The 14,710-nt window shown below is 49.5% G+C and carries 14 protein-coding genes; 2 read left to right on the top strand and 12 right to left on the bottom strand.

All coding sequences use genetic code 11. From position 1 onward, the window contains the following. Positions 1 to 44 precede the first annotated feature (44 nt). The 6 genes from fabD to NST83_RS09860 all read right to left on the bottom strand — a co-directional run bounded on the left by fabD (position 45) and on the right by NST83_RS09860 (position 4,789). Positions 45 to 986, bottom strand: a complete 942-nt coding sequence (gene fabD / locus NST83_RS09885; protein WP_342417471.1) for an ACP S-malonyltransferase — start codon at positions 984 to 986, stop codon at positions 45 to 47. An 81-nt stretch (positions 987 to 1,067) separates the two neighbouring features. Continuing rightward, positions 1,068 to 2,057: a beta-ketoacyl-ACP synthase III gene (locus NST83_RS09880; RefSeq protein WP_137062691.1), complete on the bottom strand. Its 990-nt coding sequence runs from the start codon at positions 2,055 to 2,057 to the stop codon at positions 1,068 to 1,070. Between the two features lie 8 nt (positions 2,058 to 2,065). Next, positions 2,066 to 3,058: a phosphate acyltransferase PlsX gene (gene plsX, locus NST83_RS09875; protein WP_137062690.1), complete on the bottom strand. Its 993-nt coding sequence runs from the start codon at positions 3,056 to 3,058 to the stop codon at positions 2,066 to 2,068. Next, positions 3,042 to 3,638: a transcription factor FapR gene (gene fapR / locus NST83_RS09870; RefSeq protein ID WP_044644904.1), complete on the bottom strand. Its 597-nt coding sequence runs from the start codon at positions 3,636 to 3,638 to the stop codon at positions 3,042 to 3,044. The genes plsX and fapR overlap by 17 nt, the downstream gene beginning before the upstream one ends. Before the next feature lie 276 nt (positions 3,639 to 3,914). Continuing rightward, a complete protein-coding gene (rpmF, locus tag NST83_RS09865) occupies positions 3,915 to 4,088 on the bottom strand; it encodes a 50S ribosomal protein L32 (RefSeq protein ID WP_007429979.1) in 174 nt (57 codons plus the stop codon). A 182-nt stretch (positions 4,089 to 4,270) separates the two neighbouring features. Then, positions 4,271 to 4,789 carry a DUF177 domain-containing protein gene (locus NST83_RS09860; RefSeq protein ID WP_342417470.1) on the bottom strand — a complete coding sequence of 173 codons (519 nt, stop codon included), beginning with the start codon at positions 4,787 to 4,789 and terminating at the stop codon, positions 4,271 to 4,273. 357 nt (positions 4,790 to 5,146) lie between these two features. Here NST83_RS09860 and NST83_RS09855 point away from each other — a divergent pair, with 357 nt between their 5' ends. Then, positions 5,147 to 6,382, top strand: coding sequence for a nucleotidyltransferase (locus NST83_RS09855; RefSeq protein WP_342417469.1), 1,236 nt, complete (start codon positions 5,147 to 5,149; stop codon positions 6,380 to 6,382). Here NST83_RS09855 and NST83_RS09850 read toward each other — a convergent pair. Further along, on the bottom strand, positions 6,372 to 7,403 hold the full coding sequence (locus tag NST83_RS09850) for a S16 family serine protease (protein ID WP_342417468.1): 1,032 nt from the start codon (positions 7,401 to 7,403) through the stop codon (positions 6,372 to 6,374). The genes NST83_RS09855 and NST83_RS09850 overlap by 11 nt on opposite strands. A gap of 232 nt (positions 7,404 to 7,635) precedes the next feature. Here NST83_RS09850 and NST83_RS09845 point away from each other — a divergent pair, with 232 nt between their 5' ends. Further along, complete coding sequence (locus tag NST83_RS09845; protein ID WP_342417916.1) at positions 7,636 to 8,931, top strand: nucleoside recognition domain-containing protein; 1,296 nt, start codon at positions 7,636 to 7,638, stop codon at positions 8,929 to 8,931. Here the strand turns inward: NST83_RS09845 and coaD are convergent. From coaD to NST83_RS09820, 5 genes are all read right to left on the bottom strand, one after another. Next, positions 8,894 to 9,415: a pantetheine-phosphate adenylyltransferase gene (coaD, locus tag NST83_RS09840; RefSeq protein ID WP_342417467.1), complete on the bottom strand. Its 522-nt coding sequence runs from the start codon at positions 9,413 to 9,415 to the stop codon at positions 8,894 to 8,896. The two genes, NST83_RS09845 and coaD, sit on opposite strands and share 38 nt — an antisense overlap. Beyond that, entirely contained in the window at positions 9,408 to 10,046 is a 639-nt protein-coding gene (rsmD, locus tag NST83_RS09835; RefSeq protein WP_137062684.1) for a 16S rRNA (guanine(966)-N(2))-methyltransferase RsmD, read from the bottom strand. Before rsmD ends, coaD begins: the two co-directional genes overlap by 8 nt. Before the next feature lie 411 nt (positions 10,047 to 10,457). Further along, on the bottom strand, positions 10,458 to 11,576 hold the full coding sequence (locus tag NST83_RS09830; protein ID WP_342417466.1) for an acyltransferase: 1,119 nt from the start codon (positions 11,574 to 11,576) through the stop codon (positions 10,458 to 10,460). 160 nt (positions 11,577 to 11,736) lie between these two features. After that, complete coding sequence (locus tag NST83_RS09825) at positions 11,737 to 13,554, bottom strand: APC family permease (protein ID WP_342417465.1); 1,818 nt, start codon at positions 13,552 to 13,554, stop codon at positions 11,737 to 11,739. 192 nt (positions 13,555 to 13,746) lie between these two features. Further along, positions 13,747 to 14,583: an AraC family transcriptional regulator gene (locus NST83_RS09820; RefSeq protein WP_137062680.1), complete on the bottom strand. Its 837-nt coding sequence runs from the start codon at positions 14,581 to 14,583 to the stop codon at positions 13,747 to 13,749. Between the last annotated feature and the right edge of the window lie 127 nt (positions 14,584 to 14,710).

The raw sequence follows: 14,710 nt of genomic DNA, 5'->3' as shown, positions 1-14,710 counted from the left end.
CTCCCCTTGCAAGTATATAACCGTTAAGGCGGTAATTGCTACTTTTAACGGGCCTCCAAGGCTTCCGTTACCGAAACAAGCGATTCCAGGTTGCTTATATTATACAGCTTAACCGTTTTGTCAATCTTTTTAACCAGTCCGGTCAAAACACTGCCCGGTCCGAACTCGATAAAAGTGTCAACTCCCTGCTCCAGCAGCCATGCTACACTGTCTTCCCACAATACCGGGGAATAGACCTGCTCGACCAGCAGCTGGCGAATTTCGCCACCCTCACGCACAGGTTTCGCAGTGACATTGGCTACAACCGGAACCTGAGACTTGGAGAAAGCTACGTCTTCCAGCTTGCCGGACAACTTAATCGCTGCTTCCTTCATCAACGAAGAATGAAAAGGACCACTGACCTCCAAAGTAATAGCACGCTTGCCACCCGCTTCCTTCACGCGTTCAGCGACAGCGGCTACGCCCTCCTTCGCACCGGATACGACAATCTGTCCCGGACAGTTGATGTTCGCCAGTTCAACCAGTTGACCGGATTCTGTAATATCACGGCATAGAGTTGCCAGCGCTTCACGATCGGCTCCCAATACAGCAGCCATCCCGCCTTGTCCGTCAGGAATGGCTTGCTCCATGAACTCACCACGAGTACGAACGATTTCAACTGCATCCTCGAATGCAAGTACGCCGGAAGCAACGAGTGCGCTGTATTCTCCAAGACTGTGTCCAGCCACGTAATCAGGGCGAATACCCTTTTCCTTGAACGCTTCATACAACGCAATACTCGCCGTCAACAGCGCAGGCTGCGTATTGGATGTTTGCTTCAAGGCCGTATCCGGACCTTCAAAAATCAGTGAGCTTAGCGCAAAGCCCAACCGTTCGTCCGCTTGGCGAAACACTTCTCTTGCCGCAGGAACCGCTTCATAAGCATCTTTAGCCATACCTACAGCTTGTGAACCCTGACCGGGAAATATAAATGCCGTTTTGCCCATCTTGCATGCACCTCTCTGTATCCAATGCTTGTCCTGTAAAGTACCAGACAAATTCAATATTGTATCAAACCCGCCGCTTTCTTACCAGACAAGAACCGACGCGCCCCAAGTCAAACCACCACCGAAGCCCACCATTAATACCCGGTCGCCTTCCTTCATGCGGCCTTCCTCGGCTGCTTCCACCAGTGCAAGAGGAATCGATGCTGCTGATGTATTCGCATATTTATGAACATTAATAACAACCTTTTCTTCCGGTAGATCCAAACGCTGCATCGCCGATTGGATAATGCGAATATTGGCTTGATGCGGAACGAACACATCAATATCATCTTTGGAAAGCCCTGCTTTTTCAAGCACATCGACGGTTGCCGTTCCCATAACACGTACCGCAAACTTGAAGACTTCGCGTCCGTTCATATAAATATAGTGCTGCTTGTTCTCCACGGTATCCGCACTTGCAGGCAAACGTGAGCCGCCAGCTTCCAGCTTAAGCAATCCGCCTCCTGCTCCTTCGGCTCCTAGATCAAAGGATTGGAATCCTCTACCCTCAGGTACTTCACCAATTACTACTGCTCCTGCACCGTCTCCAAAAAGAACACAGGTATTGCGATCTGTATAATCCGTAATTCGGGAAAGACAGTCTGCCCCAATGACTAGCGCATTATTATAAATGCCCGTTTTAATAAAGCTCGTGGCAGTTGCCAGCCCATATACAAACCCTGAGCATGCCGCAGACAAATCAAAAGCCGCTGCGCCTTTGGCTCCAAGCTTGTCCTGAAGAATGCAGGCAGTCGAAGGAAACGCCATGTCCGGCGTAACCGTAGCCACAATAATCAGATCCAAATCCTGTGCTGTCATACCTGCGGATGCCAATGCCTTAATCGCTGCTTCATAAGCCAGATCGGATGTGGCCTGCTCTGGAGCCGCAATGTGGCGCTCCTGAATTCCTGTACGGCTGACAATCCATTCGTCACTTGTTTCCACAATTGCTTCCAAATCTTTGTTCGTCAATATTTTCTCAGGCACGTATTTCCCTGTTCCGATAACACCAACCGACCGCAAATTATTCATATCGTCACTCACTTCCTGCTGATTTCCTTGGATATACTTTCCACCAACTGGTTTTGCAAGGCCGTACGGGCCTGTCTTACCGCGTTTTTGACGGCAATGCTGTCAGATGAACCGTGGCCCTTCAAGACGAGTCCGCTAAGCCCCAGCAAGGGAGCACCGCCATGCTCTTTGTAGTCCAGCTTATCTTTCAAGCCGCGAAGCTCACGCATAATCAGGGCCGCTGCCAGCTTGGTCTTTAAAGATTTACTAAACTGCTCCTTTAAGAGAGAAAATATCGCACCCGCCGTACCTTCCAGCGATTTCAGCATGATGTTTCCGGCGAATCCGTCACACACCAGCACATCGCAATTCCCGGTCAGTACGTCTCTGGACTCTACATTTCCTACAAAATTAACAGGCAACTGCTCAATCAGAGGGAAAGTCAGTTTCGTCAGTTCATTGCCCTTCCCGGCTTCCGTCCCAACATTCAGCAAACCCACTCTGGGGGAAGCCACACCATGAACCTTTTGGCGGTACAAGCTACCCATCAGCGCATATTGGGCAAGATGTTCAGGCTTGGCGTCCATATTAGCTCCCAAGTCCAGCGCCAGCACACCCTGATCGTCAATCGTCGGAATCATCGGTGCGAGAGCAGGACGCTCAATGCCTTCCATTCTCCCGACCACCAGCAGCCCTGTCGTCATCAGCGCACCTGTATTACCTGCCGATATCATGGCATCGGCTTCGCCTTCTTTGACCATTCGGCCAGCTACGACCATTGAGGCATCCTTTTTACGTCGTACTGCCTTCACAGGCTCGTCCTGTGCATCTATCGTTTCAGATGTATGACGAATGCTGAGATTCGCGGGCAGCACTCTGCCGTTCAGCACCGATTCAATTCGTCCCCGGTCACCAACCAGCGTAATGTCTGTATCCTTCCATTCCGCCGCCGCAGATAACGCGCCCTCTACTGTCGCCTCGGGAGCATTGTCTCCCCCCATGGCATCAATGGCGATCCGCATGCTGACTTCCTCCTTCGCTATACTCTTCCTCTGTGGAGCGGTAAATGATAAAGTTCCCCTGGAACACCATTTCTTCTCCCACGTAAGCAAACACTTCCACTTTGGCTTTTCCCTTTTGCTCGGGATTTGAACGCACATATGCTTTGGCAATGCACTTTTCCCCCAAATGAACAGGGCGGACAAAGCGAATATCCGCTGAAGCAGTCAACGCTATCTCATCATTAATCACGGCAACAGCCAATGAATTGGCCTGGGCAAACACATAATGCCCCCGCGCAATGCCGGTACGTGAAAAGATATGCTCTTCTTTAATTTCAAAAATGGAAATACCACTCCTGTCCAACTGGAGATCAACGATATCCCCGATCACTTCATGTAAAGGCAGGGAGCGAACCTGATCGTAGGAACGCTCAGCCATCAGCTTCAGTCGCTCCCGCAGCTCCGGGATACCCAATTCCATCCGATCCAGGCGAATCGTCTGAATGCTCACCTTAAGCTGTCTTGTCAGTTCCTGATCCGTTACGAACGGATTCTCATCAATTAATTGAGTCAGCCGTTGCTGTCTCTGTCTCTTTGGCAAACGTTCGATATCAGTGGCGCCTCCTTTCCCTGCAATAAACTACCGTTTAGCCGACGGCTCGGGTTACTCCACGTGCTAGCGGCGAATGGTTATGCCGATTTGTCATCTTGTATGTATAAAGAACCCCTTCGGTCCTTCTTTCTTAGAACCTGGTACTAAAATAGTATATAGCATGCCGCCGCAAAAAGAAAGTACGAAGACAAAAAAAAGTAGCGCCTCACTAAAGTGAAGCGCTACTTTTCCTGCGAAGATTCCACAGAATCCGCTTATCGGACATTATTGAGAGATAATCTCTCTAGCTTTGTACGTTCCGCAAACTTTGCACACATGGTGAGCAAGTTTCAATTCGCCGCATTCGGAGCATTTCACCATACCTGGTACTGCCAGTTTAAAGTGAGTACGACGTTTGTCGCGACGAGTTTTGGATGTTCTCCGTTGAGGTACTGCCATTATTCCCACCTCCTTAACCAGATCAACCCGTATAACGGGTGTGACTTCTTATCTCATTCAAGACTGAAGGAAACTGCCGAAAGCAGCTACCTCACAGCCGGTGAATCAAGCCTGCAACATCCATGCGTCGGTTAACTCCTCCGCACAAGTGGATGATGATTTGTCAGAATTGAACTCAATTCTCATTTAAAAAAATCCTTAAGCCCTGCCAGACGCGGATCAATCTTTTTCGTATCGTCATCGTCTCTGTCATCGGAGCCAACGCTCCAGTTTTGTCCGGCCGCAGGAGCGATCCCTTGACAATTCTCACTGCACACAGGCGCAAACGGCACGTGCAGTACAAACAGCTCTTCACAATACGGTGCAATGTCGAAGGAATCCCCCGTCACTGCGATAAATTCGCCATCTTCACCCTCCTCTTCGCCAACCGAAGAGGTTTGCTTAAACCGTTCACGGAATTCAATTTTCAAATCCTCGTGCATCGGACTCAAACAGCGTGAGCACAGCATGTCCAGACCTGCGGTCAACGTGCCTTCCACGCTCATTAAGCCTTGACCCAGACTAACGGCGACCAAATCGGTCTCCAGCGGGGAAACGGCCGTAACATCAGGACGATCATCCACCAATTCACTCACATTAAGAGCTTCACGGATCGGAAAAGGACCATCACTTGTTGCTACTTTACGAAAAAATAGTTGCATCACTATCACTCCAAACAAACAAAAATTATTATACCGACTGATCGAGTCGTTTGTCAACACCTTTCACTTTACACCTCTCACAAATCCATCGGTTTTCCAATGGTTCGGCAAGTTTTATGCGGAAGCGAAAATACGTTGCATGGATCATGTACCTGAGCGTACTCGTACCCCCGCCACTCTTCGTGTACAATAATGCGTAGTATAAAGGTTTTTTCTCCAGGTCTCAATGGCCTTGTTCATTTCTGATCACGAAAAATCAGCATCGTTGCCCTAAAAACAATCATTAGCTGATGGATAACCATCATTTTCAGGATAGTTACCAGACTAGCAACAAAAGAAAGGAGCCGACGTACAGCCTTGAAAACACTCGGTATTATTGTAGAATACAACCCGCTGCATAACGGTCACATTCATCACTGGAAGGAGTCTCTTCGCATCACTGGCGCACAGCGCACGGTGGCTGTGATGAGCGGTCCCTTCCTCCAGCGGGGGGAACCCGCGATTGTGGACAAATGGTCCCGCACCGAAATGGCACTCGCCATGGGCGTGGACCTGGTTTTGGAGCTGCCTGTGGCCTATGCCGTTCAGCCCGCAGAATGGTTCGCCCACGGGGCGGTGGCCCTGCTCCGCGCCACTGGCGTCGTCGATACGCTCTGCTTCGGCAGCGAGAGCGGCGACATCGGCCCGCTGCGCGCGTTGGCCCGCGTGCTGGCGGCAGAGCCGGCCGAGCTTAAGGCCGGCATCGCGCTGCGCCTGAGCAGCGGCGTAAGCTACCCCGCCGCCTATGCGGGGGCCGCAGCCGAGCTCGCGGCCGAAGGGGCGGACGGCGCTGCGCTAGCCGCCCTCATGCAGCAGCCCAACAATACGTTGGGGCTGCATTACTTGATTGCGCTGGAACGGCTGGACAGCGCAATCAAGCCCTTCACCGTAGCCCGCACGGGATCGGGCTACCACGAGGCCGAGGCGCCCGCGGACGAAGTCATCGCCAGCGCCACGGCCATCCGCCGTCTCCTCCTCGACGGCGGGCTGGAGGCCGCATCGCCGTACGTGCCTGCGGCGACGCTGGAGATTTTGCGGCGCGAATGGCAAGCCCGACGCGCGCCGCTGCAATGGGAAGCGTTCAGCCAGCCGTTGCTGAACGCCCTCATCACGCGCAGCCCACAGCAGTTGGCGGAGCTGCACGGGGTTACCGAAGGGCTGGAGCATCGCCTGCGGCACTCGCTATACACGCTGCCCCAGCCCTCTGTAGAGGCATTACTCGCCGCCGTCAAGACAAAACGCTACACTCGTACGAAGCTTCAACGTATGTTCACACATGTTTTACTGAATCATGCCAAGGCGGATATGGCTCCCTCCGAGTTGGCGAAAGGCCCCGGCTATATCCGCGTGCTCGGCTTTAACGGTGCCGGACGCGAGCTGCTGGCCCGGATGAAGCAGACAGCGACCCTTCCGGTATGGGTCAAGCCATCAGCCGGATCGCATCCCCATCTGGACTGGGATACGGCCGCAGCCGCCATACACGCGGCCGGAATGCCACATCCCGCCATCCGTGACATGTATGCCGATTACTTGCGGCCGCCCGTCATGGTTTGATCGGGAGCTTCTCCATATAAGTTAACGCATCGTCAAGCTTGCGAACCGGAACGAGCTTCATCTTAGTTCCGATTTGCTCTGCTTTGGCCTTGGCTTCCTTATAATTGTCCTCCGGGACGAAAAACAATTCAGCACCCTGACGGTCAGCGGCGACAATTTTATACTTTGCACCACCGATCGCTCCCACCTTGCCGCTCTTATCAATCGTACCCGTACCGGCTACACGATATCCCTTGCTCAGATCGCCCGGTGTCAGTTGATTATAAATTTCCATCGTAAACATCAAACCAGCAGAGGGTCCACCTACATCCGTTGACGTAAAATGAATCGTTTTACGCTCATCCTTCGGCTCTACTTTCTGAACCGTGGCAATGCTGACTCCAAAACCGGGTCGTTGTTTGCCTGTTTCACTGTCTGTGATGGTCATTAATGGAGCTTGCACCGTCAGCAGCTTGCCATCACGTTTTAGCTTCACTTTGGCAATCGTTCCTGACTTTTCATACTCCAAGGCGTTTCGGATGGAACGATTATCTGTTACCCTTACCCCGTTCAGCTCCAGAATTTCATCTCCGGGATGAAACACATTACTTGAGCTGGGCACCTTAAATACGTACACATAATCCGGCACAATGCGATAAGGAATATCGGCCCGGGTATAAGCAGCCTCCATCGCTGAAGACTGGGAATCTCCCATATACCACACCTGCTCTGCTGCATATTCGTCTTCACTTCTGCCATGCAGCCGATCCTCCTTGCGCTGAATCTCTGAATTGGCATCCAGCTTCGATATCCCCAGCATCACGATATTGGCATAACGCGCCGATACCGTCGTCATCATAAAGGTCCCCCGTTCGCTTCGGTCGCCTTCCTGAACAGTTACCATCGGCTTGATTTCATTTGCCCCACCGGGTCCATAGATCAGATATGGGGTTGGCATATATACCAGCACATAGACCATGGTGGCCAGGAACAGAACATATCCGGTTGTAAAAAAAGCTCTATTCTGGTTTATTCGCTTCATCGCTTCTCCCCCTCACAGCCTTAACTTCTTCTATTTCACCCAAACTAACTCAGCGCCCTGCCTGTTCTCAATTCTTACAAAAAAGCATACATTGTTTACCAGCAGCGTGTACGAGCACCTCGCCCGATTCCAAACGCGAAAAGCGTTAGAAACAACATACGATGCATCCTAATATATTTATGCACGATGAGGCTCGTTTTTTAAAATGTTAAATCATATCACTTCCAAAGAGGTGAAACCTTTGCTACAAAAGGAAGCCCATTCCGCTCCCTATTGGACAACCCTGTTGCTTGCCCTTGGAGCCATTCTGCTTGTGCTGGCTGTTGTCGCCTCACCGGAAGAGGTGTTCCAAGCCTCTGCTCAAGGGCTTAAGCTATGGTGGAGCATTATTTTCCCGGCCATGCTCCCTTTTTTGATGCTGTCCGAAATGCTTGTCGCCTTCGGTCTGGTGCATGGGCTTGGCGTCCTTATGGAGCCGTTCATGCGCTCCTGGTTCCGTCTTCCAGGTCGCAGCGGCTGGGTACTGGCCCTCGGCCTGACCGCCGGATTTCCGGCTGCTGCGGAAGCTGTGCGCCAATGGGCACAGCAGGAGGATATGACCAAGCGTCAGCTTAGAAGACTGACCGCTATCGCTCATTTCTGCAATCCGATGACCATCCTGCTCGTTATCGGAACAGGATTGTTGCATAATGCTGCTGTAGGAGTCATGCTGCTTGCCGTTCACTGGATCTCCGGCCTATTGGCGGGATGGATTACAGTCAGACTGACTGCGTCCTCAAAAGAATCGCAAAAACGGGAAACGCCAGTTGCCCTCCGGCGAACCTCTGTTTCCCGTACTTCTACCACTCTCATCCGGTCCGCTTGGGACGCCACACGCTCTGCCAGAGAACGGGACGGCCGCAGCTTTGGAAAGCTGCTGGGCGAAACCGTATCCCATGCCGTACAGACGCTTATGATGACAGGTGGATTCATTATTTTCTTTTCCGTGCTGATTCGGTTGCTATCCATGTACTCAGGCCAAGGAGCATTTTCTTTCATATGGCCCGCGTGGATGGAAATTCATCTCGGTTCCTATGAAATCAGCCGCCTGCCGTATGATCTCCGCACACAAGCGGCTCTGATCAGCGCCGTACTAGGCTGGGGAGGGCTATGCGGCTGGCTCCAAATCACAGCTGTCACCAAGCCATCGGACAAAGGTATCACGTTCACTATATCCAGGGTGCTTCATGGCATCATCGCCTTTGTGCTTACACTCGTTGCATGGACGACTTTTAGCCGTATGACAAGCAATACACTTCCAGCTTATGTTAGCCGTAGCTCCGTTTCTTCTTTCGCCGAAAGCGGTTATGATCCCGCCGTGCATTCCGTCATGGCGGAGAGCAGCAACCTGTGGACACAGTTGGAAAGTCCGTCGCTGTATCCCTGGCAACTGACCATGTTGTCTATTGTGCTTCTGGGCGCGATTATACTTACACTGCTTGTCATTTCCTTTATAACTTCATGGTGGAGCCGCCGCGCTTGGCGTTGACCTTGGCACGCAGCGCATCCTCGACCTCAGGAGCCACCAGATCTACGACCTTGCCGTCAAAATGGGCGATTTCCTTCACCATACTGGAACTCAGATATGAATAAGTCGGGTTCGTCATCATAAAGATCGTTTCAGCATCCGGGTTCAGCTTATGGTTCGTGGAAGCCAATTGCAGCTCATATTCAAAATCTGTCACTGACCGGATTCCTCTGACGATAACCTGAGCCCCTTTTTCACGTACATAATTGGCTGTCAGGTCACGGAAGCTGTCCACCTCAATGTTCGGAATATCGCGGGTTACCGTCCGCAGCAGCTCCATTCGCTCCTCCAGAGAAAACAGTGGATTTTTACTAATATTGTTAAGTACCGCGACAATAAGCAGATCAAACTGCCTCGCCGCTCTTTGAATAATATCCTGATGCCCCATCGTCACGGGATCAAAGGTCCCAGGATATACGGCAATACGTGGTTTGTGCTCAGTCATGATGGTCCTCCCCGCCTGATTCGGCTATATCAGATTTTTCCGTTCCGGTCTCAGTATGTTCTGCATCGTCCGGTTGCTCTGCTGCAAAGCGGTAGATAGATAACGTTGTTTCGCCATAGACTGCTTTTCTGACCTGTTCGAACGGCCCAAAGCTTTCCGGGTACTCATGTCCCGACTCATACTCCAGCACAATGACTGCCTCAGAACAAAGCAAGTCCAGTTCAGCCATACGGCTCATCAATTCATCACCATGCTTGAGACGATAGGGCGGGTCCAGAAAAACAGCATCAAAAAGAGCTCCACGTTTTGCCAGCGCTTTGAGCGCTCGTCCGGCATCATTGCGGAACACTTCAGCCTGTCCTTCCAATCCGGTTTTTCGCAAATTTTCTTTAATGACATCAATACTTTTCGATTCCATATCAATAAAGACTGCCTTGTCCATTCCTCGGCTAAGCGCCTCTATACCCAGGCCGCCGCTGCCTGCAAACAAATCAAGCGCGACTCCCCCATCAAAATAAGGACCTATCATGCTAAATAGCGCTTCTTTGACCTTATCCGTGGTCGGCCGCGTCCCTGTGCCGGGAACTGCCTTTAACGGCCTTCCTTTGGCACTACCCGATACCACTCTCACGCTGAAACTCACCTATTTTCTATATGTGTTCATAACCATATAAAGATTATGACGTTATCGTACCACATGGATCGCCGTTTGAAAAACGCAGGATTTGAGGAGGTATAAAAACCCATATCGTGGGCATCCTTAGGATATCGGCATTCAACCAATGTCGTAGACAACCGCGGAGAAGACTTACGTTTCCCCATAAGCTCTTCGTCCGGTTTCTCCTCTCCCATTCGGGCGCTCTTATTGGAGCGCCTGATTTTTTTTACAAAAAAAAGAAGCTGCTCACTGGCAGCCTATGTATATCAGCATTTTGCATCATTCGATTCCCAACGCTTAAAAGTACGCATCTCCTTTTCAAGGATTGGATAAATTCTTTAAGCACTTCAACAAATGTTATCGGATGCAGAAAAAAGTTACATCTCAGGCAACACTTTCATTGACCGAATCTTCCTGTGAGCGTACAGACTTCATACGTGATATGATATTTTTCCCCCAACGGATGCCGGGTTGTTCGATCCATGAATAGGTGAGCCAGGACAAACCTGTGGTCAACAGAAGTGTCATAACATACATAAGAGTCAAATTAACAACGGGGGAAAATGGAAACTCAATCTGACTTACAATCTCCAGAGCAAGCATATGCGTCAAATACATACTGTAGCTGAGGCAGCCGATCCATGACCATCCCCAGTTTAACAGCCACACAGGCTTCCAGTGATACAAAGCATAGGCTCCCAGCAGCAACAGGACACCGATGAGATAATCCGTCATACCTGTACAAAGAGCAAACAGCATGGAGCCAAGCAGCAATACGCCGCTGAATCGGTCTACACTTTTCCAATGCCGCTCGTCTTTCCATATGAAGAACAGCAATATACCCAGTCCGAAGACAGGCAGTTGGTTCGGAAACCATAAATATAGATAATGCCCCCACAACAGGTGATCACCGATCCATGGAGCATTCGCAAATACCGTGTTCAGCCCAAAGCTCAGTAGAAGCGCTCCCACCACAAACCAGGCAGCATGCCGAATCGATCGGATCAGTTTAAATAATAACGGCACGCATAGATAAAACATACATTCCACTGCTATGGACCATTCCACACCGATAATGCTATTGATCCAGTACGGATTCAGTCCATTCAGAAACAAGATATGAGCTGCGATATTCGCAACAGTGATCCCTTCCTGATCCCCAAGCCAGAAACGGGGCCCTGCTCCGTTCACAAGCAAATAGGTGATTAACATAATGTAATACAAGGGAGCAATTCGAAAAAAACGACGCACCAGATACGCCGAGACACGCTCTTTTCTGTCACCGGAACGTCTGCTCAATGACAGAAAGAGTGTAAAAGCACTGGCCAGATAAAATAAAGCGACCCCTTTCGCTCCCAAGCTTAATCCCTTTTGCAACCATCCGTTTAATCCATCTACCTGCTGGCTGACATGTACAAGCAACACGCCCATAATTGCCAGCGCTCTCAGCGTATCTACAAATTGCAGCTTGTTATGTTCCGTTTCACCCTTGGTTCCTGGCATTGTAGCCCTCCATATCTATTCTTTAACGATACGTTTTGTATCAATAATACATAAAACGTATCGTTAAAGTAAATATGCAGGTATAAAAAAACACCCTCCAGCCGCAACGAAATGCGACCAGAAGATGTTCATTTTGTCATGCTATAATCGCCTGTTCCATTTATTTGTTTAAATGAAAAGGGACAGTCGTTACGATGACGTCTTTGTAATTGATCAGATAAGCTCTCATCAGCAAGCTGGTCTGGTTGTGCAAAATATTTTCCCACCAGTGCTTCGTGATGAATTGTGGAATAAGAACGGTAATATGATCCTCGTCCGCTTTTTTCCACTCCACCGTATCAATGAACTTGCGAAGCGGATTAATAATGCTGCGATAACGGGATTTCAGCACCACCAAACGGATACCTACATCCCACTCTTCCCATTTTTGCTCCATCTTGCGGATTGCTTCATCATCCACACCTACATATACAGCAACCACATTGTCCGACAAGGTCTTGGCATAGCTGATGGTATTCATCACGACTCGTGTAATACCAGCCACTGGAATAATGATCGTATTGCCTTTGACCATAGGCTTATCCTTCGTAATGTCGATCCGCAGCTGCTCAGCCGTATTTTTGTAATGACCATTGATCTTCATAAAGAAATACAAAACCAAAGGCAGGAAGATAAACACCATCCACACCTGACTAAACTTGGTGAAAATAAAAATAAGCGTAATGGACAGCGTGGTCAGCATCCCAATCGTATTAATAGCAAGCTTGACGACCCAGCCTGACGGCTTGAGACGAATCCAGCGAATCATCATTCCAAGCTGGGAAAGCGTAAACGGGATAAATACCCCTACAGCATAAAGTGGAATCAGATTTCCTGTATTTCCACCAAATACGATAACCAGCAATGCCGAGAAAATACTCAGAAACAGGATACCGTTCGAGTAACCGAGTCGATCTCCGCGAACCATGAACATATGCGGCATGTATTTGTCTTTTGCCAGCATAAATGCAAGCAGCGGAAAGGCCGAATAAGCTGTATTCGCCGCCAAAAACAAGATTAACGCCGTCACGCCCTGAATGATGTAATACATCACACCGCGCCCGAAAGTTGCGTTCGCAATTTGCGAAATGACCGTTTCGTGCGGATTTGGACGAACACCATACCAATAAGCCAGCAGACTGATTCCGATGAACATACAACCGAGAATCAAACCCATCATCATCAGCGTAGTTGCCGCATTTTTGGCAGCAGGCTTACGGAAATTCGGAATGGCATTCGAGACAGCCTCTACCCCGGTTAGCGCCGAGCAGCCTGAGCTGAACGCCTTCAGCAGCAGAAACAGACTGACGTTGGATACCGTAGCTCCAAATTGCGGTGCCGCAGCATGGGCTCCTCCTGCCACGTAATGGATGATACCGCTAATAATCAGGACAAAGATCGAAATTACGAATAAATAAATCGGTGCAGCCAGCACTGAGGCTGATTCTGTTACTCCGCGCAGGTTCATAATGGTCAAAAAGATGATCATGATCAGTGCAATGGCGATCCGATGATCATGCAAGGATGGAAACGCCGATGTAATGGCATCTGTACCCGCTGACGAGCTGACTGCTACCGTCAGAATATAATCGACCAGCAAAGATCCGCCTGCAATCAGACTCGGAGCCCTGCCCAAATTGTCCTGAGCGACGATATAGGCGCCACCACCAGCGGGATAGGAAAAAATAGTCTGTCTGTAGGACAGGATCAGAATAACCAGCAATCCCAATACCGCGATGGATATTGGAATGGAATACCATAAAGCAGTGAAGCCCGCTGTAATCAAAACAATCAGAATTTGCTCCGTTCCGTAAGCTACAGAGGACAACGCATCCGAGGACAGGATGGCCAGAGCCTTAAGCTTGTTTAGTTTCTCATCTTCAAGAGCCGTCGATTTTCGTGGACGACCGATTAGTAATCTTTTGACTTTACTCAGCATTTCGTTAACTCCTTCTTTGGATGAGGGTTTTGCAGAAGAACTTTGAACTATTTGTTATTATGTCACCTGAACATCAGATTGATGAAACAAATGAACTATTATTTTATACTCCCTCATCCGGAAAAAAACAATAAGGAATGCTCACTAAAAAGAGCATTCCCGCGTAAGAAAGAGTATTTCGATTAAATACCCTTATATATACAATAATTTGAACCTTTCAGGGGTAATTCCTTCGGTCTTGCGGAAAGTCGCCACAAAATGACTGACATCACGGAACCCTACCCGCTCGGCGATCTCTTTTACCGTTAAGTGCGGGGATTCAGCCATCATTTCCTTAGACTTGCGCAAACGTATGACGATCAGATACGCATAAGAGGTCACACCGAATGCCTGCTTAAATAACGTATTCAAATGACGGGCGCTGACATTCATCATCACCGCCATATCAGACAGGCCGATATCCGGGCTGGCATAATTTTGTTCCATAAAAGCCAGCACAGGCCCCAAACGTTCTACATTATGAGACAAGGAAGGCATAGAGCTGTATTGACCATGTTTGCGCAGCAAAGTTAGAAAGCGGTACATATTGGCCGAAGCGTCCAGCCCTGATAAATCCCGTTCACTTGCTATAGTATGAAGCATACTTTCTCCGAAGCTGTGCAGTTCACTATGGGCGTCCCAATGATACCCGCGTGTATGCTTCAATCCTAGCTCTGTCAGCACAGCAGCGGCTATCGGTCCGTCAAACGTAATGTACAGCGTTCGCCATACTTTCGTCGCCCGGCTGTAAGCATGGGACTCGCCCGGCAGCAGTAGAACTCCGGCCTGTTCTCCCAAACGGAAGGAGCCCCCCTTGAACGTGAACACCCCTTCCCCGGACACCGTCTGAATCCAGTGAAAGCACGGATAGCCCTCCGGACGGGATACATCCTCCTGCCTGCTGTTAAATCCGATACTTTCGATAAAAAGCGGTAAAGAATGCTCACGCGTAGTTAGAAAAAATCGCAAATGATGGGGAGTTAAAATCATTAAAAGCACCTCCGGCGCACGCGGTTATGTATTCCTTAATGTAGATCCATATTGTTATATCCATGTTCATTTTATTATATTTAAAAGCATTTACTTGTATTATAAGATAGAATTATTCTTATATATA

Origin of the sequence: Paenibacillus sp. FSL R10-2782 (genome assembly GCF_038592985.1) — a bacterium.
Classification (GTDB): Bacteria; Bacillota; Bacilli; order Paenibacillales; family Paenibacillaceae; genus Paenibacillus; species Paenibacillus terrae_C.
This window is presented reverse-complemented; position numbering and strand designations above follow the sequence as displayed.

Coding starts and splice junctions, on each gene's coding strand:
- fabD (WP_342417471.1), bottom strand. CDS start 986: ATGGGCAAAACGGCATTTATATTTCCCGGTCAGGGTTCACAAGCTGTA.
- NST83_RS09880 (WP_137062691.1), bottom strand. CDS start 2,057: ATGAATAATTTGCGGTCGGTTGGTGTTATCGGAACAGGGAAATACGTG.
- plsX (WP_137062690.1), bottom strand. CDS start 3,058: ATGCGGATCGCCATTGATGCCATGGGGGGAGACAATGCTCCCGAGGCG.
- rpmF (WP_007429979.1), bottom strand. CDS start 4,088: ATGGCAGTACCTCAACGGAGAACATCCAAAACTCGTCGCGACAAACGT.
- NST83_RS09860 (WP_342417470.1), bottom strand. CDS start 4,789: ATGCAACTATTTTTTCGTAAAGTAGCAACAAGTGATGGTCCTTTTCCG.
- NST83_RS09850 (WP_342417468.1), bottom strand. CDS start 7,403: ATGAAGCGAATAAACCAGAATAGAGCTTTTTTTACAACCGGATATGTT.
- coaD (WP_342417467.1), bottom strand. CDS start 9,415: ATGACTGAGCACAAACCACGTATTGCCGTATATCCTGGGACCTTTGAT.
- NST83_RS09830 (WP_342417466.1), bottom strand. CDS start 11,576: ATGCCAGGAACCAAGGGTGAAACGGAACATAACAAGCTGCAATTTGTA.
- NST83_RS09825 (WP_342417465.1), bottom strand. CDS start 13,554: ATGCTGAGTAAAGTCAAAAGATTACTAATCGGTCGTCCACGAAAATCG.
- NST83_RS09820 (WP_137062680.1), bottom strand. CDS start 14,583: ATGATTTTAACTCCCCATCATTTGCGATTTTTTCTAACTACGCGTGAG.